At 60.6% G+C, this 19,073-nt stretch carries 14 protein-coding genes and 1 tRNA gene; 8 read left to right on the forward strand and 7 right to left on the reverse strand.

Annotated elements, in window-relative coordinates; translation table 11 throughout:
* Nucleotide 1 precedes the first annotated feature (1 nt).
* The 5 genes from KUV46_11000 (at nucleotide 2) to KUV46_11020 (ending at nucleotide 7,743) form a co-directional block, all read left to right on the forward strand.
* A complete protein-coding gene (locus tag KUV46_11000) occupies nucleotides 2-3,142 on the forward strand; it encodes an efflux RND transporter permease subunit (GenBank protein ID QYI99870.1) in 3,141 nt (1,046 codons plus the stop codon).
* A complete protein-coding gene (locus KUV46_11005) occupies nucleotides 3,139-4,566 on the forward strand; it encodes an efflux transporter outer membrane subunit (GenBank protein QYI99871.1) in 1,428 nt (475 codons plus the stop codon). The genes KUV46_11000 and KUV46_11005 overlap by 4 nt, the downstream gene beginning before the upstream one ends.
* Nucleotides 4,567-4,605: 39 nt before the next feature.
* Nucleotides 4,606-6,117 (forward strand): NAD(P)/FAD-dependent oxidoreductase, encoded by a 1,512-nt coding sequence (locus KUV46_11010; protein ID QYI99872.1) that lies wholly within the window; start codon nucleotides 4,606-4,608, stop codon nucleotides 6,115-6,117.
* 74 nt (nucleotides 6,118-6,191) lie between these two features.
* A tRNA-His gene (locus KUV46_11015) sits at nucleotides 6,192-6,268 on the forward strand.
* Nucleotides 6,269-6,534: 266 nt separating this feature from the next.
* Nucleotides 6,535-7,743 (forward strand): OmpA family protein, encoded by a 1,209-nt coding sequence (locus KUV46_11020; protein QYI99873.1) that lies wholly within the window; start codon nucleotides 6,535-6,537, stop codon nucleotides 7,741-7,743.
* 178 nt (nucleotides 7,744-7,921) lie between these two features.
* Here the strand turns inward: KUV46_11020 and KUV46_11025 are convergent, their stop codons facing one another.
* The 4 genes from KUV46_11025 to KUV46_11040 form a co-directional block, all read right to left on the reverse strand.
* Nucleotides 7,922-10,093, reverse strand: coding sequence for a S9 family peptidase (locus tag KUV46_11025; GenBank protein ID QYI99874.1), 2,172 nt, complete (start codon nucleotides 10,091-10,093; stop codon nucleotides 7,922-7,924).
* A gap of 174 nt (nucleotides 10,094-10,267) precedes the next feature.
* Entirely contained in the window at nucleotides 10,268-10,690 is a 423-nt protein-coding gene (gene msrB, locus KUV46_11030; GenBank protein ID QYI99875.1) for a peptide-methionine (R)-S-oxide reductase MsrB, read from the reverse strand.
* A gap of 91 nt (nucleotides 10,691-10,781) precedes the next feature.
* Nucleotides 10,782-12,740 carry a hypothetical protein gene (locus tag KUV46_11035; GenBank protein ID QYI99876.1) on the reverse strand — a complete coding sequence of 653 codons (1,959 nt, stop codon included), beginning with the start codon at nucleotides 12,738-12,740 and terminating at the stop codon, nucleotides 10,782-10,784.
* A 225-nt stretch (nucleotides 12,741-12,965) separates the two neighbouring features.
* Complete coding sequence (locus tag KUV46_11040; protein ID QYI99877.1) at nucleotides 12,966-13,421, reverse strand: MaoC family dehydratase; 456 nt, start codon at nucleotides 13,419-13,421, stop codon at nucleotides 12,966-12,968.
* Between the two features lie 199 nt (nucleotides 13,422-13,620).
* Between KUV46_11040 and KUV46_11045 the strand changes: the two genes are divergently transcribed.
* Complete coding sequence (locus tag KUV46_11045) at nucleotides 13,621-13,974, forward strand: DUF4870 domain-containing protein (GenBank protein ID QYI99878.1); 354 nt, start codon at nucleotides 13,621-13,623, stop codon at nucleotides 13,972-13,974.
* Between the two features lie 21 nt (nucleotides 13,975-13,995).
* On the opposite strand, the gene KUV46_11050 is transcribed toward KUV46_11045, so the two are convergent.
* Nucleotides 13,996-15,546 (reverse strand): acyl-CoA synthetase, encoded by a 1,551-nt coding sequence (locus KUV46_11050; protein QYI99879.1) that lies wholly within the window; start codon nucleotides 15,544-15,546, stop codon nucleotides 13,996-13,998.
* 189 nt (nucleotides 15,547-15,735) lie between these two features.
* Between KUV46_11050 and KUV46_11055 the strand changes: the two genes are divergently transcribed.
* Nucleotides 15,736-16,110: a hypothetical protein gene (locus tag KUV46_11055; GenBank protein QYI99880.1), complete on the forward strand. Its 375-nt coding sequence runs from the start codon at nucleotides 15,736-15,738 to the stop codon at nucleotides 16,108-16,110.
* Between the two features lie 35 nt (nucleotides 16,111-16,145).
* On the opposite strand, the gene KUV46_11060 is transcribed toward KUV46_11055, so the two are convergent.
* A complete protein-coding gene (locus tag KUV46_11060) occupies nucleotides 16,146-17,063 on the reverse strand; it encodes a sterol desaturase family protein (GenBank protein ID QYI99881.1) in 918 nt (305 codons plus the stop codon).
* Between the two features lie 156 nt (nucleotides 17,064-17,219).
* On the reverse strand, nucleotides 17,220-17,921 hold the full coding sequence (locus KUV46_11065) for a hypothetical protein (GenBank protein QYI99882.1): 702 nt from the start codon (nucleotides 17,919-17,921) through the stop codon (nucleotides 17,220-17,222).
* Between the two features lie 202 nt (nucleotides 17,922-18,123).
* Here KUV46_11065 and KUV46_11070 point away from each other — a divergent pair, with 202 nt between their 5' ends.
* Nucleotides 18,124-19,044, forward strand: a complete 921-nt coding sequence (locus KUV46_11070; protein ID QYI99883.1) for a crotonase/enoyl-CoA hydratase family protein — start codon at nucleotides 18,124-18,126, stop codon at nucleotides 19,042-19,044.
* Nucleotides 19,045-19,073 lie beyond the last annotated feature (29 nt).

Genomic DNA, 19,073 nt, shown 5'->3' on the forward strand with positions numbered 1-19,073 from the left:
CATGGCAAATTTCTTTATTAATCGCCCGGTCTTCGCCTGGGTCATCGCGATCGTCATCATGATCGCAGGTGCGATGGCATTGCGTGCTCTGCCAGTGTCGCAATACCCCGACATCGCGCCGACAACGATTTCCGTAAACGCGGTCTATCCGGGCGCGTCAGCGAAAGCAGTTGAGGATTCCGTCACGCAGGTCATCGAACAGCAGATGACCGGCCTTGATGGCCTCGACTACATCTCCTCCTCATCGAGTTCGTCCGGGCAGGCTTCTGTTACGTTGACTTTCGAAACCGGGACGGACCCCGACATCGCTCAGGTACAGGTCCAGAACAAGCTCTCGCTCGCGACGCCCCTTCTGCCAGAGCCGGTCCAGCGCCAGGGTGTGACCGTCAACAAGGCCAGCTCCGGCTTCCTGCTGATCACGGCGCTCTACTCGCCGAATGGGACCTACGACCAGACGGACCTTGGCGACTATGTCCGTTCCAACATGTACGACTCAGTCAGCCGCGTTGATGGTGTTGGTCGCGTACAGCAATTCGGGTCGCAATATGCGATGCGGATTTGGCTAGACCCTGACAAGCTCGTTCAGTTCGATCTTGTCCCGGCCGATGTAATTGCCGCAATCCGTGCCCAGAATACGCAGGTTTCTGCTGGCGCCCTTGGCGGCGCGCCGTCTGTGCCCGGTCAGGAAATCAACGCCACCGTCACGCTCCAGTCGCTACTGAATACGCCGGAAGAATTCCGCGAGCTTCTCATTCGCACCACGCCGGAGGGGGGCTCCGTTCGCCTTGGCGATGTCGGTACGGTCGAGCTTGGCGCCGAAAACTACGCCTTCAATTCGAAATTCAACGGATATCCGTCTTCCGGTTTCGGCGTCTCGCTCGCGACCGGCGCCAACGCGCTTGAAACGGCCGAAGCGGTCAAGGCAGAGGTCGAACGCCTCTCGCAGTCCTTCCCGCAGGATATTGAATATGCCTTCCCGGTCGACACGACCCCGTTCATCGAAACATCGATCCACGAGGTTCAGAAGACGCTGATTGAAGCGATCGTCCTCGTCTTCCTCGTCATCTTTGTCTTCCTGCAAAGCCTGCGCGCCTCCTTCATTCCGATGATTGCAGTGCCCGTCGTTCTGCTCGGCGTGATGGTTGGCCTGCTGACCCTCGGTTTCTCGATCAACACGCTGACCATGTTCGCCATGGTGCTGGCCATCGGCCTGATTGTGGACGACGCCATCGTGGTCGTTGAAAACGTCGAACGCGTCATGGAAGAGGAGGGGCTCGGCCCGGTCGAGGCGACGCGAAAGTCGATGAGCCAGATCACCGGCGCCCTGATCGGTATCGTCGTGACCCTGTCGGCCGTCTTTATCCCGATGGCCTTCTTCCCGGGTTCAGCGGGTCTCATCTATCGCCAGTTCTCCGTGACGATTGTCTCGGCGATGGCGCTGTCACTTCTGATCGCGCTTATCCTGTCGCCAGCCCTCTGTGCGACCATCCTGAAAAAGCCTGATCATGAGAAGACGCCCGGCCCGCTGCAGAAGCCGGCAATATGGTTCAACAAGGGCTTCGACAGGCTGCGAGATGGCTACGGCAATGTCGTGGACCGCATCCTTCGCCGCCGCTGGATCTTTGCAGCTGGCTTCGCGGTGATCGTCGCCGTGATGGCCTCAGGCTTTGTCCGCCTGCCATCCTCCTTCCTGCCACAGGAAGACCAGGGCCAGTTCATCACCCTCGTTCAGCTTCCACCGGGCTCCAGCCTTGAGCGCACGACCGAAGTGATGGACTCCGTCGGCGAATATTATCGCGGCGCGCAGGGTGAGAATATCAAGGGCCTCTTCACGCTGGCGGGGTTCAGCTTTGCAGGGCAGGGCCAGAATAATGGTATCGCCTTCGGCTCGCTGGTGGACTGGTCGGAACGCGGTGGTCCAGGTGAATCCGCCATGGAAATCGCAGGTGCCGCCAGCGGCAATTTTGCTCAGGGCACCGAAGCACGCATTTTTGCGATTGTCCCGCCGCCAATCCCGCAGCTTGGTAATTCGTCAGGCTTCGACATGTACCTCCAGGATGCTGGCGGCGTCGGCCACGATGCGCTCGTTCAGGCGCAGGGGCAGCTGCTTGGCATGGCAAATCAGAGCCCGGAGCTCACCGGCGTACGTCCGAACGGTCAGGCCGACGGCCCGCAATTCAACATCGATATCGACTACCAGAAGGCGCAGGCCCTCGGGGTCGATGTCTCGGGCATTACCAGCCTCCTCTCGACGGCGTTCGGTGGCACCTATGTCAACGACTTCCTCGACCGCGGCCGCATCAAGCGCGTCTATGTCCAGGGCGAAGCGGACAACCGCATGCAGCCTGATGATCTTGGCGGCTGGTACATTCGCAATAGCTCCAGCGAAATGACGCCGCTGGAGGAAGTTGTGACGACAGGCTGGACCTATGGCTCGCCGCAGCTGCAGCGTTATAACGGCCTGCCTGCGCTGAACATTCAGGGCTCACCGGCGCCGGGCGTCAGCTCGGGCGTCGCAATGGACCAGATGGAAACCCTCGTCGATCAGCTGCCGCAGGGCCTCGACATGGAATGGACTGGCATCAGTGCACAGGAACGCGAAGCCGGCAATCAGGCGACGCTCCTCTACATCATGTCGATTCTGTTCGTGTTCCTCTGCCTTGCCGCCCTCTATGAGAGCTGGACCGTTCCGGTTGCCGTTCTCCTGACGGCGCCGCTCGGCGTGGCGGGTGCAGTCCTCGCCGCCCACCTTCGCGGGCTCGACAATGACATCTTCTTCCAGGTGGCCCTGCTGACCACGGTCGGTCTCGCCTCGAAGAATGCCATTCTCATCATCGAGTTTGCCCGTAACCTCGAGCAGCAGGGCGTTGAGCTTTTCGAAGCCGTGTCCCAAGCGGTCCGCATGCGCCTTCGTCCAATCCTGATGACGAGTTTCGCCTTCGGCTTCGGCGTGCTGCCGCTTGCGCTCAGCACCGGCGCGGGTGCCGCTGGCCGTCAGGCGATCGGTACGGCCGTTCTCGGCGGCCTGATCGTCTCGGTGATCCTCGGCCTGCTGTTTGCGCCGCTCTTCTATGTGATGATCCGCAAGCTCACCGGCCAGAAGCCTCTGACCCAACCTGGTAACAAGGAAGCCGTCGCATGATCTCGACGAACCGCATGATCCTCGGCGCTATGGCGGCCACTGCGCTCAGTGGCTGTGCCATGATCTCGCAGCCCTATCAGCAACCGGCCGCGCCGATCCCGGACGCCCTGCCTGTGACGGATGCCGACGGCGAGCGGGTTGAGCCGCTCTACTGGCAGGACGTCTTCGTTTCTGAGGAACTGCGCGAACTTGTCAGCCTCGCGCTCGCGGAGAACCGCGACCTCCGCATCGCCGCGGCCAATGTGCAGCTGGCGCGCGCCCAGTACGGCATCTCTCGCGCCCAGCGCCTGCCGACTGTGACCGCCAATGGCGGCTTCACCGAAGGCGGCACGATCGGCGACGGCAATGGCGGCGGGAATTTCGACAATGCCTCGGCCAGTATCGGCATCACCGCCTATGAGCTCGACCTGTTCGGCCGCGTCGCCTCGCTGAATGAAGCAGCCCTGCAGAGCTATCTCGCCTCCGCAGAGGGTGAGCGGGCCGCCAAGATCGCCATCGCCGCTACGGTCGGTGAGATCTGGATGCAGCTTGCCGCCGACAAGGCGCTGCTCGCGCTCGCCGAAGACACGGTCGATGTCCAATCAGAATCGCTGAACCTCACCCAGGAGCTGTTCAATGCCGGCATCGCGACGGAGCTCGATGTCCGCCGCGCCTCTGCCAGTGTCGAAACCGCGCGCGCCCAGGCCGCGCAATTCTCCGCACAGGTAGAGCAGGACCTCAATGCCCTGCGCCTTGCAGTCGGCACGGACCTTCCGTCCGGTACGCTTGGCGCGGCAAAGCTTGACCCGACGCCGCTCGCCGAAGACATCCCGGTCGGCCAGTCTTCTCTGGTGCTTCTCTCGCGCCCGGACGTTCAGGCAGCAGAGCGCCAGCTCATGGCCGCAAATGCCAATATCGCAGCCGCCCGCGCGGCCTTCTTCCCGATCATCTCCCTGACCGGGCAGGTCGGCTATTCTAGCGATGAGCTGGGCGACCTTTTTGACGGCACACTTGGCTGGTCCTTCGGACCCTCCATCTCGCTGCCAATTTTCGATGCCGGCGCGCGCCAGTTCAATCTCGAAGTGCGTGAGGCGCAGGAGCAGCTTGCCGTCGCCAATTACGAGCAGGCGATCCAGTTCGCTTTCCGCGACACGGCTGACGCTCTCGCTGTCCGGCGCACCATAGACCAGCGCGTGAATGCGTTGGTCAGGCTGGTCGAAGACACTGAAATCACACGTGATCTGTCTGAGGAGCGTTTCCGCGTCGGTGTCGATGACTACCTCTCTGTCCTCGATTCCCAGCAGCTCTACTATGATGCCCGCCAGCAGCTTATCCGCGCGAATCTCGTGCGCAGCCTGAATTCCATCGCGGTCTACCGGGCGCTTGGCGCGTGGCCGCGTGACGAGGCCGGCGAGGGCGGTGAAATCCTGACGCCTGAGTCATAATATCTGGACACCTGCCCGAATTCGCGGTTCACTTCGCGGATGGCAAATCCTGATTTTGACGTACTGATCGTTGGGGCCGGCCTTTCCGGCATTGGCGCGGCCTATTACCTGCAGGAGCGCTCTCCCGGAAAGACGTTCGCGATTCTCGAGGGCCGCAAGGCTATTGGCGGGACGTGGGACCTGTTCCGATATCCGGGCATCCGCTCCGACAGCGACATGCACACGCTCGGCTACGACTTCAAACCGTGGAAAGAGCGCAAGGCCATCGCCGATGGGCCCTCCATCCTCAACTATGTGCGCGAAACGGCGTCCGAGAATGGTATCGACCGCAAGATCAAATTCGAACACCTCGTGCGCGAGGCGCGCTGGGATTCAGACGCCGCGGTCTGGTCATTGACGGTTGAAGACAAGGCGGAAGGCATCGAGCGCACCTTTACCTGCCGGGTCCTTCACATGTGCGCGGGCTACTATTCCTATGAAGGCGGTTACAAGCCGGATTTCCCGGGCGAAGCAGCCTTCAAAGGACAGGTCATTCATCCCCAGGCATGGCCAGAAGATCTTGATTATAGTGGTAAAAAGGTCGTCGTGATCGGGTCTGGCGCGACGGCTGTGACGCTCGTGCCTGAAATGGCGAAGAAGGCCGCGCATGTGACCATGCTGCAGCGCTCGCCGACCTACATCGTTTCAAGACCAGCCGAGGACAAGGTGGCGCTCGGACTGCGCAAGATCCTGCCTGAGAAGGTCGCGTATGGCCTCACACGCTGGAAGAATACGCTTCTGCAAATGCTGTTTTTCCGTCTCGCGCGGAAAAGGCCTGAGAAGGTGAAAGAGCGTATCGTTGGCATGGCCCAGGAAGAGCTTGGCGCCGATTTCGACGTCGAAACGCATTTCACGCCCAGCTATAATCCCTGGGACCAGCGCCTTTGTCTGGTGCCTGATGGTGACCTCTTCAAATCTATCAAGGATGGAAAGGCGGGCGTCGTCACCGATAATATCGAGACCTTCACGGAAAACGGCCTCAAGCTTGCCTCCGGTAAGACGCTGGACGCCGACATCGTCGTCTCGGCAACAGGTCTCCAGCTTGAATTCATGGGCGGCGCGGACCTTTTTGTCGATGGTCAGCCCGTTGAGCCGTCCAGCCTGCACGGCTATCGCGGCATCATGTTCAACAATGTGCCGAATCTCGTCGTCACATTCGGTTACACCAACGCCTCCTGGACGCTGAAGGCGGACCTGATTGCCAAGTTCGTCTCGCGCCTCATCAAGCACATGGACAAGACGGGCGCTGTAGAGGTTCGCCCCATCGCAGATGAGCACCCAGGCGACGCGCCCTGGCTCGACTTTTCATCCGGCTATGTCACGCGCGCCCTTCATCGCCTCCCGAAGCAAGGAGAAGCGGCACCATGGCGCCTCAACCAGAACTATGTGCAGGATATATTCGAGATCGGCCGGGCCAACCTCGATGACGGTGTTCTGAGGTATCGAAAGCCCGGCGATCCGGCCTTTGAAGCGCCCCCACAGGCAGCGCCGACGCCGCTTGCAGCGGAGTAGGGCAGGGGCGACTGCACCAGACTCGGTAAAGCGGCTTGAACGCGGCGCCGCTTGAGCGTATGTGCGTCCCAAGTGCCGCCTTAGCTCAGTTGGTTAGAGCGCTGGTTTGTGGAACCAGAGGTCCTCCGTTCAAGCCGGAGAGGCGGTACCATTTCCCCTGATTCGAAATTTCGGCGTTTGGTTTGCCAAAAGTGACTGCAATCTGGCAAAGTCTGGGCAGTCCGCTGTCAGCGAAGAAAAAATGTTGCATTTACGCCGCGCTTGCTAGAAAAAACGCGAAGTTTCAAATATTTTCCATCCTTGTACACTCGTCTAAGGAACGAAGTTGTTCTAGGTGAGTATGCACACGGAATGGTCCGTTTAGTCTCTGCGGTCGGTGGGTAATAGTGCCCATGCGGCTCACAATAGGGGATGAGTATGAAAAGAACTCTTATGTGCGCGACAGCCGCGGCCGCCATGGCGTCTGCAATGTTCGTCGCTAACGCTCAGGACGGCTGGTATGGCCGCGCCGATCTGGGCTACACCTTTGACGGTACGCTCGATTCCGATCCGCCAACCGGTGCGCCTTTCGCACTTGGTGGCGACCAGGAAGTTGAAGATGGCCTGCTCGGCGCTCAGCTGGGTCTCGGCTATGGCTTCGGCAACGGCTTCCGTCTCGAATCCACTTTCGGTATCCGCGGTGGTGAGCTTGATCCGTCCACGACGATCACCGGCTTCCCATTCGTAACGGCACCGTTCATCCCAAGCGGCGGTTACACGCCAGGCGGCGACGGCGAAGTGACGATCTATGATCTCATGTTCAACGCCCTCTACGACTTCAACCCGATGGGCGGCGTTCAGCCATACCTCGGTGCTGGTATCGGTCTGGCGAAAGTCGACGCTCGCGCAACCAACCTGCGCGCAGGTGTTGCAACCGCTAGCGGTGTTGAAACCTATCAGGCGAACGGCTTCAACGACGCTGACACGGGCCTTGCTTACCAGCTTCTCGCTGGTATCGGCTACGACGTCACCGAGCAGCTCACCCTGGACCTCGGCTACAAGTACTTCATGGTCGACGACCTGAGCCTCGACGGCAAAGCCGTTCTTGGTCAGCCAGTTCCATACTCCGGCGAGTATCGTGACCACAGCGTGACCGTTGGTCTGCGTTATCAGTTCGCGGCTCCGGCAGCTCCGCCGCCACCGCCGCCTCCACCGCCACCACCGCCACCGCCGCCGCCGCCACCACCGCCGCCGCCGCCTCCACCACCACCACCTCCGCCACCACCGTCGTGCTCGACGCTGAACCAGGCGTTCGTGGTCTACTTCGAGTGGGACAAGTCGAACATCACCAGCCAGGCTTCGGCTGTGATCGACCAGGCTGTTGCAAACATCCGTAGCCGCCAGGAGTGTGCTGCGAACTCTGTGACGATCGTCGGCCACACCGACACGTCCGGTGCACAGTCCTACAACGCACGTCTCTCCGAGCGTCGTGCTGCAGCGGTTGCAACGGCTCTTAACGAGCGCGGCATCCCATCCAGCATGATCACCACGGAAGGCCGCGGTGAGAACGACCTGGCCAAGCAGACCGCAGACGGTGTGCGTGAGCCTCTGAACCGTCGTTCGGAAGTCACGATCATCGTTCGCTAAGAACGGTCTGATCTGACCCAAGAAATGATGATGGCCCGGCAGCAATGCCGGGCCATTTTCGTTTGCGTGAATGAACGGTGCGCCTCGATGGCGAGAGACCGTGGCGCTATACGACAGGCACAAAAAAGCCGGCTCCCGTGAAGGGGCCGGCTTTTTCCTGTTTCGGTTTGATGGAGAGCTAGTCGTCTGCGGACATCGCTGTCCGGGAGATGTCGTATCCATCGACAAGCCCTACGCTCGCCAGCGCGAAGGCATACTCAATCGCCGTCTCTTTCAGCCCTTCGAACCGGCCCGTAGAGCCGCCATGACCGGCATCCATGTTGATGCGCAGATAGTACGGCCCTGCATTCGGTGCTTCGTGGCGAAGCTGGGCCGCCCACTTGGACGGCTCCCAATAGGTGACGCGCGGGTCGGAAAGACCGCCCGTGATCAGCATGGCCGGATAGTCCTTGTCGCCCACATTGTCATACGGGCTATAGGCCAGGATCGTGTCATACGCCTCGGCATCCGTGATCGGGTTGCCCCATTCGGGCCATTCCGGCGGCGTCAGGGGCAGGGTGTCGTCCGACATCGTGTTGATGACGTCGACGAATGGAACGGCCGCGATGATACCGCCGAATAGCTCCGGATCCATGTTCGCGGCTGCGCCCATCAGAAGCCCACCAGCGGAGCCGCCATGACCGACAACGCGGCCTTCGGCGCCATAGCCGTTCTCAACCAGGTAACGCCCGGCAGAGACATAGTCCTTGAACGTGTTTGTCTTCTTCTCGAGCTTGCCGTCCAGATACCACTGATACCCCTTGGCCTGAGAGCCGCGGATGTGAGCGATGGCATAGATGAAGCCGCGATCGACCAGCGACAGGCGCGAGGTTGAGAAGCTCGCCGGAATGGTGATCCCGTAGGAACCATAGCCATAGAGAAGCAGCGGCGCGGTCCCATCGACTGGCGTATCAGCGCGGCGAAGGATGGTGACAGGAATTTCCTCGCCATCCCATGCCGGGACCATAAGGCGCTCGACCACATAGTCCTCTGCATTGTGGCCAGATGGCACTTCGCGCGTCTTGCGCAGCGTGCGCTCGCGCGTCGCCATGTCATAGTCGAATACCTGGCTCGGGCTGGCTGGTGAGGCATAGTCATACCGCATCACGGTCGAATCATACTCGCCCGACCCGAGGCCGAGATCATAGGCGCTCTCATCCATCGCGATCGTGTGCTCGTCGCCGCTTTCGCGCTCACGCACCACAATACGGGGCAGGGCGTTTGCCCGCTCCAGCCGCACGAGATGATCCTTGTAAGGATCAAGACCGAGCACCAGCGTGCCGGGCCGGTGCGCGATGACGTCTTCCCAGTTCTCGCGACCCGGATTGTCGATTGGCGCTTTCACAACCTTGAAATCGACGGCGCCATCAGCATTCGTGAGAATATAAAACGCACCATTCCAGTGGGTTACATCATATTCCTCGTCTTCCTTGCGAGGCGCGACGAGTTTCGGCTCCGGGCTCGCCGCATCGGTCGGGAAGAACCAGACCTCGCCAGAGGTGTGGCCACCGGTCTCGATGAAGATGAACTCTTCCGACTCAGACTTGCTCACCCCGACAAAGAAGCCAGGGTCCTCTTCGCGGTAGATCTCGACATCCGCGCCGGTGGTCAGATCGCGCTGGAAGACGGCCGTCGGCCGGCCATTATCATCGCGCTCCACCCAGTAGAGCAGGTTGGAATCGGCGCCCCATTCAAAGCTGCCATAGGTGCCTTCGATCGGCGCGCCCACGGCCTCACCGGTTTCGATATTGCGTACGGCAATCGTGTAATACTCGCTGCCCTGCGTATCGATCGCCGACGCCAGCAGCTTGTGGTCAGGCGACTGCTCCAGCCCGCGGATCGAGAAGTAGGACTTGCCCTCTGCTTCCTTGTCGCCGTCGAACAGCACGGTTTCCGGTGCATCAGCCTCGAAGGCCTGTTCTGCTGGTTTGCGCGCAAAGATCGGATACTCACCGCCTTCGCGGTAGCGCACATAATAGGCATATGGCCCGTCCTTGGAGGGAACCGAGCTGTCATCTTCCTTGATCCGCCCGCGCATCTCCGCCAGCAGCGTCTCGCGCAGCGCTTCAGTCGGGTCTTCCAGCGAGGCCTTCGTGTAGGCGTTCTCAGCCTCGAGATACTCACGGATGTCTTCGCGCAGGACGGACGGGTCGCGCATGACCTGCTGCCAGTTCTCGTCCTTCATCCATTGATAATTGTCGGTCCGTGTGCGCCCGACCTGTTCGATCTCGACAGGAACGCGCTTTGCGATTGGTGGGGTCTCTGCGGATGCGTTCGCGGTGTCCTGCGTCTCGGCAGCAGTTTCAGTCATTGTATCATCGCTCTGTTCGGTCTGTCCGGAAGGAGATGTGCACCCTGTCAGGAGGGCAGCACTTGCGGCGCTGGCCAGCAGATAGCTCAATCGCATGGGAAAAGGGTCTCCGTTTCATATCGAGAAACGCGAAACCCTAGCGGCTAAAGCTGTGCTGTCCAGAAGGCTCTGATATCAGGCCGGCTTGAAGTTTAGCACCACACCATTGATGCACCAGCGCTCGCCGGTTGGCGGCGGTCCATCCTTGAAGACGTGGCCCATATGCAGCCCGCAGGTCGCGCAGTGGCACTCCTTGCGCGGCATGATCAGCTTGAAGTCGGTCTTGGTGTCGACGGCGGTCTCGCGCACCGGCTTGTAGAAGCTCGGCCAGCCCGTCCCGGAGTCAAACTTGTGCTCGGACGACCAGAGCGGCGTGTCGCAGCCAACGCAATGATAGAGGCCGTCGCGCTTCTCATCATTGTGATTGCCGGGCGAGAAGGCGCGCTCCGTGCCATCCTTCACGCCAACGCGGTACTGCTCATCGGTCAGCAGCTCGCGCCATTCCTTGTCGGAACGGCTGACGCGCTTGAAATTATCAGCAGGCTTTGGGGGCAGCATGTCGGGGCTCCTGTCTCGATATCTGTTAGTCGAGATATGGGGTCGCGGGCCGCTTTCAACAGCCTCTGGCGACATGTTGCCTTGGCCGTGACTACTCGTCTGCCATCCGCAGGCCGCCAGTGCGCCATGCCGCAAGGCAGTCATTGGCATCGCGGTAGGCGTCCTCTTCCAGGAGCGGCGTCTGCGTCATGCCTGTGCCTTCAAAGCGCGGGTCGTCGCATTCGCCGTCATTGGCCCACTGGCTCGAATTGTCACCGAAATTGATCCCGTTGAAGAGGATGCCGTCAATCGGCACGCCCGTCTCGGCGGCGGGAGCGGCCTCGGCCTCTGGCGCTGCAACCTCTGTCTCAGCCGCTGGCGCGGCCTCTTCTTCGACAGGCGTGGCAGGCGTCTCAGCCTTGGCCGGAAGAGCGGTAGCCTCCGCATCGCGCAGCTCCAGGCGGCCCGCCTCGAAAGCGGCGCGGCAATCGGTGGCATCGCGGCCGATATCCTCCTCGATTAGCGCCGTCGAGGTCATGCCCTCGCCGGTAAAGCGCGCATCATCGCATTCACCATCCAGCGCGAACTCGCTTGTGTCGTTGCCAAAATCGATCTCGCTATCGACAGGTGTTGGGAACACGTCCTCTGCGGCGTCTTCGGCCTCGGCGGTGGTATCGAGGTCTTCGGTCCCCTCATCGGCCGGCGCAGCTTCAGCATCTGCGGCCTCAGCCGTCTCATCCGCCATATCTGCCTCAGCCTCGGCCGGGGTGTCTTCAGCTGCGTCAGTTTCGACGTCGACCGCCGCGTCCGCGTCAGCCTCGACAGGTGTATCTTCGGCAAGTTCAGCGTCTGGTTCAGCTTCAACGGCCTCGGCTTCATCCGTCTCATCGGCCGCGGTGTCGGCAGCGTCTTCTGCAGGCAGCGCGCCATCGGCTTCGTTTTCAGCTGCCTCAGCGGCGTCCGCATCTGACTCGGCTATATCCAGTCCAGCATCAACTTCCGCAGGCGTTTCTTCGGAGAGGTCTGTTTCCTCAGCAGCCGGGACGTCTTCCACGTCCATCACATCTTCAGCCGTTTCAGCTTCGTCGCCAGCGGCCTCATCAGCCTCCATCGGCTCGACATCACCCGCGTCTTCGGTCGCTGCTTCGTCCAGCGTGACAGCGGCATCTGCCTCGTCGGCCTCAGCTTCAGGCGCGACTGGTGCGTCGATCTCGGCTTCTGCCTCTTCGGCGACCGTCTCATCGTCGCCAGCAGCGGGCTCAATGTCAGCTTCGGCCTCTGCTTCGGCGTCGATATCTGCCTCGGCGTCTGAGCTCGCCTCTTCGTCCGAAGCCATCTCTTCTTCAGCCGGGGCGTCTTCTTCTGCCACAGCCACAGTTTCCGCCTCTGCCTCTACGGCTTCGGCTTCTGTTGGCGCATCATCTGCTCCCGCGGCCTCCTCTGCCACCTCGGCGTCTGGATCTGCGTCTACCGATGCTTCTTCAGCGTCTGGCTCGGCATCGACCGCATCGTCTGCGGCGACGTCTGCCTCTTCAGCCGTCTCTGGCGCGCTTTCATCAGCAGCTGCTTCAGCTTCGGTTTCGGCTTCTAGCTCAACAGCGCCGGTCTCATCTTCGGCCTCCGGTGCGGCCTCCGCATCCATCTCGCTGTCTTCCGCATCGCCCGCTTCCGCCTCAGCTTCTGCAGCATCATCCGGCGCGACCTCATCCGTGGCAGCCTCCGCGTCCACCTCTGCAGCCTCAGCTTCAGCCTCTACCTCGCCATCAGCCTCGACCGCTTCAGCCAAATCGCCAGCAGCATCTTCCGCCGCTTCCGCTTCCACCTCGATCAGCGTGATCTCGCCGGCTTCCCACGCGACGACGCAGTCGCCGGCATCGCTCATGACTGCCTCTTCCGAAGGCGTCTCGGCCATGCCGGGGCCTTCAAAGCGCGGGTCGCTACAGACGCCGTCTCCGGCAAAGGCTTCATCGATGCTGCCAAATCGTGGCATCGACCCTTGCGCGATAACCGGCAGGGCGAGCAGGGCCATGGCCGAGGTCGACAGGAAAAGGGACTTTGGTTTCACGAGCATGGCTTGGAACCCTTTTTGAAAGAAGCAGCCGAAGAGCTATTCAACATCAGTCAGGCACCGCGAGGCAATTTCCTTTTTGCCCATGCGAAACCTTGCGCCACAAAAACTGTGCAGCAATTCAACGTCAGAGTCTGCAAGACTCGTGCCTTTACGGGCAATGAATACGAAAAAAGGGCTGGCAGATGATTCCGCCAGCCCCTTGTGATTTCACCTGTTTTTCAAGGCCTAGCCGTAAACGACGGTCAGCGTCTCAGCGACCAGCGCCGGGCGCTCCTGGCCTTCGACTTCAATCGTGGCTTCCATACGGGTCTGCTTGCCGCCGGCTTTCGATTCAACCGCTAGGCACTTCTGGCGCAGGCGCACCTTGGAGCCGACAGGCACCATGTTTGTGAAGCGGACCTTGTCGGAGCCGTAATTGATGCCGCGCGTCGTGCCTTCGATGCGAAGCACCTGCGCACCCAGCATTGGCAGCAGGGACAGCGTCAGGAAGCCATGCGCGATCGGGCCGCCCATTTCCTTTGTGGCGCGTTCCACATCGACGTGGATCCACTGGTGGTCGCCGGTCGCGTCAGCGAACTTGTTCACGCGGTCCTGGTCGATCGTCACCCAGTCAGAGACGCCAACCTCCTGGCCAGCAATGGATTCAAGGTCGTTATAATGGACTTTTTTCGGGTCAGCCATCTGGTGTGTTTCCTTCCTCAGATATTGGAATTCCTGTTGGCGGGTACTTTTGCGAAAACTGGGCGCCATCCGCAAGCCTTGGCGCAAGGGGAAGCAGTTCGCGCCTCAGGTCCGATTGTCGCCGAAAGGCCTCTTGCCAACTCCGCTCGCGCGCGACAGCTTGGCCCCATCATCACCTAAAGCCGCTTGAGGTCCCGCCATGTCCGATCCCGTCGTCACCGTAGATCCGGGCCAGAAGGGCAATGCCAACCTGGTCTATATTCTCTATCTCTGCAGCTTCCTGATCGGCGTTTCGGCGCTGGTCGGCGTCATCATGGCCTATATTGGCAAGGACAGTGCCTCGCCGCTGGTGCGTTCGCACTATGAAAACCAGATCAATATCTTCTGGAAAATGCTGCTCTTCATGATTGTTGGCGCCGTGCTGACCATCGTCATCATCGGCGTGCTGATCATTCTCGCGGCCATCGTCTGGTATGTGATCCGCGTCGTCAAAGGCATGCAGGCCCTTCTGGCCGAGAGGCCGATAGACGATCCGGCGAGCTGGGGCATCTAGGACGCCCCAGCTTGCGCCTTCCTAGACGATCGTCGAATCGTTCTTGCCCCAATAGCGGTCGCGGACGAGACGCTTGTAGAGCTTGCCGGTCGGGTGACGCGGCAGGGCCGGGTCGAAATCGACCGTTTTCGGGCATTTGATCTTGGCGAGTTTGGAGCGGCAGAATTCGAGCAGCTCTTCCTTCAGCGCGTCATCGGCCGGAATGCCTTCGGCTGGCTGGACGACCGCTTTCACCTCTTCGCCAAACTCCTCATTCGGAACGCCGATCACGGCAACATCAGCCACTTTCGGGTGGGTGATCAGCACATTCTCGGCTTCCTGCGGATAAATGTTCACGCCGCCGGAAATGATCATGAAGGCCTTGCGGTCGGTCAGATAGAGGAAGCCATCCTCATCGAGACGGCCAACATCGCCCAGCGTCGACCAGTCTGGATGCTTGGGGTTCAGCGCGCCCTTCGTCTTCTCCGGGTCATTGTGATAGTTCGGCGGGGTCGTTCCACTATAGTAGATCGTACCCGCTTCGCCGACCGGCAGCTCGTTGCCTTCCTCGTCGCAGACATGCAGCTCGCCATGAACCGGCTTGCCGACAGACCCTTTGTGTTTCAGCCAGTCCTCTGAGTTGATCCAGGTCATGCCATTGCCCTCAGAGCCGGCATAATACTCCTCGATCACAGGCCCCCACCATTCGATCATCTGCTCCTTGACCGGGACAGGGCAGGGCGCTGCGGCATGGATCGCAGAGCGAAGGGACGACACGTCATATTTTTCGCGTACGTCCTTGGGAAGCTTCAGCATTTTGACGAACATGGTCGGCACAAGCTGGGTATGGGTCACCTTGTACTTCTCGACCAACTGAAGGTACTTCTCCGGGTCGAACTTCTCCATGATCACGAGGGTCGCGCCGAACCGCGTGAACGTCATGCACCAGCGAAGCGGGGCGGCATGATAAAGCGGGGCAGGCGACAGATAGACCATGTCGTCGCCTTCGGCCCGCGCCAGGAATTTGGCGAGCTGCAGAAGCACGTTCGGCTCGTCGATCGCGGTGCCCAGTTCAAGCTGTGGGCGGATGCCCTTTGGACGCCCGGTCGTGCCGGACGAATAGAGCATGTCGGTACCGGCCATCTCGTCGGCAATCGGCGTGGTCGGCTTCTTTGCGGCCAGGTCCTCCAGCTTCTGATAGCTGAAAATCTCGCCATCGATTGACCAGTAGGCTTCCAGTTCGGTGATCGCATTCACTTCTGTCGCAACGGCGCTGAGGCCGGCCGAAGCGATCAGCACTTTGGCGCCTGAATCCTCGACGATGTACTGGACTTCCGGCGGCGTAAGGCGTGAGGAAATGCAGACATAATAGAGGCCGGACCTCTGCGCGGCCCAGGCGATCTCGAAATAGCGCGCGCTGTTTTCTGCGAAGATGGCAATCGTGTCGCCCGGATTGACGCCGTGCTCGCGGAACAGGTGAGCGATCTGGTTGGACCGGTCATCCAGCTGCTTGAAGGTGACAGTCTCACCGGAATTGCCCATGATATAGGCGGGGTGGTTCGGCTTTGACTTTGCGAAATGAAACGGATGCATGCGGGGTCCTCTCCTCGTGCGTGTGGGCGCGCTCCGGGCCATGCCTGTCGGGCGTCGTGTCGTTGAAGAGGTTTCTATCAAGCGGGCCTCACGCGTCCATGCCCAACGTTGCGGAAACCCGCAGGCGCACCGCACTGAATCCATGGACAGAATAAATTCGTCCGACACCGGCTAGCCCGTGCTCCAATCATGGCCATGAACCGCGCCTTCATCCTTTGCGCCTTGCGGCTGCTTCCGGTCTGGCTCTGGCCGGTCTTTCTGCGCGATGTCGCGGTCTATCTTCGCTGGCGCGCGGACTTGCCGGGCGACATGCGCGGGCGTGTTGCGCTCGCGGTGTCGCGTCAGGGGCGGCTCGTCGTCACTGGCTATTACGACGATGATGTGCCGGGCTTTGTTGATGGGGCAGATCATGTCCTGCGCCAGCCTTGGCTTTCCAGATCAATCGCCCTTGGTGCGGACGTGCGCCGGACCGGCATTCTGGCTGCACTTTCAGATATATTCGGCGTGGACTTGGCGGGCTCGAAACCGGTGCCGCAGCCACCATTCGCTTTCGACAGCGGCTAGCTGCGCGCTTTCTCGATAGTCAGCTCGAATTGCCGTCAGTCCCGCTGGGTCTGCGGCCGCGCCTGCTGCGCCTCTGCCCAGGCGGCGCGAATGTCTTCGCTTCGATTGTGCTGGCCATCCGGGCTCCAGCCCGGTGGATTGAAGGCCCTGCGCACCCAACGGTCAGGCCGCAGCCCGTCGCGCCGACAGTCACTGAACAGCCCGCCGAGCTCATGAAAGGCGATGCGCACAGGGTTATAGCTGCCAAGCGGCTTCACGATGCCATAGCTCGGCCGGTCGTCGTCGCGCTCTTCGACAAAGCTGCCGAACATTTTGTCCCAGACGATAAAGACGCCCGCATAATTGGCATCGAGGTATCGCGGATTGGTCGCGTGATGCACCCGGTGGTGGGACGGGGTGTTCATCACCGCCTCGAACCAGCGCGGCATCTTTCCGATCGCCTCGGTATGGATCCAGAATTGGTAGAGCAGGTTCAGCCCGCCCGCGAAGAAGATGAAAAGCGGGTGGAAGCCGATGAGCACCAGCGGCAGGCCCAGCAGGATGAGGCCGGTGAACGGCCCGAACCAGGGTTGGCGCAGCGCCGTCGTCAGATTGTAATGGGTCGAAGAATGGTGCGTGACATGCTCCATCCAGAACCAGCGCATGCGATGAGCAAGGCGGTGCTTCCAGTAATAGACGAAGTCATAGGCCACGAAGAGGATCAGAAAGCTCCACCAGGTGACCGGGATTTCGACAATCCGGTAGGGCCAGGCCAGCATCATCATCCAGAGGGCGATGGCGCCGGTAATCGTGTTCACAACCAGATTGCCGATCCCCATCGACATAGACGCAAGCGCGTCTTTCGTCTCATACCGGCCGCCCGCGCGGCCCGTTTTTACCGCCCACCATTCCCAGATCACCGCCAGTATGAAGGCAGGCGCAGCTATCGTAGTGGGGGAAGCAAATTCAGGCATGGCTCAATGCTAGAGGCGGCAAAGACGGCAGCGGGGTCAAAACCAGTGAAAAGAGGATCAGTCCGAAAACTTCTCCTGCATTCCCATTGAAGTCCAGATCACTCAGCAGCGTCAGATCAATCCCGGCGGCGAGTTCAGACAGTTCGCCCCCAGTCCTCAGCCACAGCCAGCACCGGCATACACATACTGCGCATCCTGCTTGAGTATCCACGACCAGTCGCCGTCATGATCGACCTCGCACCAGATCTCCTCATCGATCATCCGCTCGGTGCAGTTGCGAACCTCGACGCAGACCCCTGCTTCGATTTGCCCTTCGACCGAGGAATTGAGGTTCGCCATGAAGCGCTTGTTCATGCGTGCCCGGGTTTCGATGGGCAGAAGGTCGAACCGGCTTCCCGGCATGCCGAGGTCATGGTCCTGCGCACATTGGCGACTGTCATAATAGCGCACGCACTCTGATGCTGTGGCTTTCCCGAAACCTCCGGCAGCGTGGCTCGGTCTGGCCGGTGGTCGCGGTCGTTCTGGCGAAGAGAAACGTCTGGCAGGTTCGCTGCTCATGACGCTCATCGTCACCGGATCACCATCGCCGACATAACCGTCATAACCAGCGCCGTCTGGCATGACCGACATAAGTATATCACCGCTCGCGCCAAGGAAACGCACCTCGCCCATATTACCGACCGCATATCGCTCGAATGGTCCCACCCGGCAGCCTTCATCGAGATGGTCGATCGTGCCTTGTCCAATCCGGTTTTCGTCTTCCACAAGAACGACCCGGCAGACATCGCTATAGGCTTCGATCCCCCAGACTGTCTGCGCGGACCCGGTTGCCGACAGGCCTGCCAGTGTCATGAACATGATTAAGAACCGCCTCATCAATGCCCCCATTGCTCTGTTAACATACAGTTTTGTGTGCTCCTCGAAAGCATATCGAACCTCGCGGCACAAGTGGATCGCCCCGGGTTTCGCGACGACACGTCCTCGAAAACGCGCTTGACGAACGCGGGGGAACCTCGCCTCAGTGACCGGCGAAACGACAGTCAACCAGGGAGACCGCCATATGGCCGCGACAACAATCAAGGAATTCGAAGAGATCAAACTGGAGAAGGAAGACGGCATCGCCGTTCTGACCCTCTACCGCCCTGACAAGATGAATGCCTTCACCGGCAAGATGATGCAGGAAATGATCGCCGCCTTCGACGAGACCGACAAGGATGACGACATCAAGGCCGTAATCGTCACCGGTTCGGGCGATCGCGCCTTCTGCGCAGGCGCCGACCTCTCATCGGGCGCAAAGACTTTCGACTATGACGCCCGCTCCGGTGACGGCGAAGCTGGCCGCACCAGCCGCGAAGATGTCCAGCGCGATGGTGGCGGACGCGTCACCCTCCGCATCTTCGAGAGCCTGAAGCCGGTCATCGGTGCCATCAATGGCGCGGCTGTCGGCATCGGCGTTACCATGCAGCTGCCAATGGACATCCGCATCGCATCGGACAATGCTCGCTTCGGCTTCGTCTTCAACAAGCGCGGCATCAACCCGGAAGCGGCCTCCAGCTGGTTCCTGCCGCGCCTCGTTGGTATCTCAAAGGCGCTCGAATGGTGCTATACCGGCCGCGTCTTCCCGGCGTCTGAAGCCCTTGCTGGCGGTCTGGTCTCTGAGGTTGTCCCGCAAGCCGACCTCATGTCCCGCGCCAAGGAGCTCGCGCGTGAGATTGCTGACAACACCGCGCCGGTTTCTAACGCTCTCACCCGCCACATGATGTGGCGCATGCTGGGCGCAGAGCATCCGATGGATGCCCACATCGTCGATTCGGCCTCCATCTATGAGCGTGGCCAGTCGCCAGACGCCAAGGAAGGCGTGATGAGCTTCCTCGAGAAGCGCCCTGCGAAGTACGAGGGCTCTGTCTCCAAGGACATGCCGACCTTCTTCCCATGGTGGAATGACCCGTCCTTCAAATGGATTTCCAAAAAAGGCGGCTGATCCCCGATCAGGTCAGCTGAATGAGCAAA

Origin of the sequence: Thalassovita mediterranea (genome assembly GCA_019448215.1) — a bacterium.
GTDB lineage: Bacteria > Pseudomonadota > Alphaproteobacteria > Caulobacterales > Hyphomonadaceae > Henriciella.

Coding starts and splice junctions, on each gene's coding strand:
- KUV46_11000 (QYI99870.1), top strand. CDS start 2: ATGGCAAATTTCTTTATTAATCGCCCGGTCTTCGCCTGGGTCATCGCG.
- KUV46_11005 (QYI99871.1), top strand. CDS start 3,139: ATGATCTCGACGAACCGCATGATCCTCGGCGCTATGGCGGCCACTGCG.
- KUV46_11010 (QYI99872.1), top strand. CDS start 4,606: ATGGCAAATCCTGATTTTGACGTACTGATCGTTGGGGCCGGCCTTTCC.
- KUV46_11020 (QYI99873.1), top strand. CDS start 6,535: ATGAAAAGAACTCTTATGTGCGCGACAGCCGCGGCCGCCATGGCGTCT.
- KUV46_11025 (QYI99874.1), bottom strand. CDS start 10,093: ATGACTGAAACTGCTGCCGAGACGCAGGACACCGCGAACGCATCCGCA.
- msrB (QYI99875.1), bottom strand. CDS start 10,690: ATGCTGCCCCCAAAGCCTGCTGATAATTTCAAGCGCGTCAGCCGTTCC.
- KUV46_11035 (QYI99876.1), bottom strand. CDS start 12,740: ATGCTCGTGAAACCAAAGTCCCTTTTCCTGTCGACCTCGGCCATGGCC.
- KUV46_11040 (QYI99877.1), bottom strand. CDS start 13,421: ATGGCTGACCCGAAAAAAGTCCATTATAACGACCTTGAATCCATTGCT.
- KUV46_11045 (QYI99878.1), top strand. CDS start 13,621: ATGTCCGATCCCGTCGTCACCGTAGATCCGGGCCAGAAGGGCAATGCC.
- KUV46_11050 (QYI99879.1), bottom strand. CDS start 15,546: ATGCATCCGTTTCATTTCGCAAAGTCAAAGCCGAACCACCCCGCCTAT.
- KUV46_11055 (QYI99880.1), top strand. CDS start 15,736: ATGGCCATGAACCGCGCCTTCATCCTTTGCGCCTTGCGGCTGCTTCCG.
- KUV46_11060 (QYI99881.1), bottom strand. CDS start 17,063: ATGCCTGAATTTGCTTCCCCCACTACGATAGCTGCGCCTGCCTTCATA.
- KUV46_11065 (QYI99882.1), bottom strand. CDS start 17,921: ATGTTCATGACACTGGCAGGCCTGTCGGCAACCGGGTCCGCGCAGACA.
- KUV46_11070 (QYI99883.1), top strand. CDS start 18,124: ATGGCCGCGACAACAATCAAGGAATTCGAAGAGATCAAACTGGAGAAG.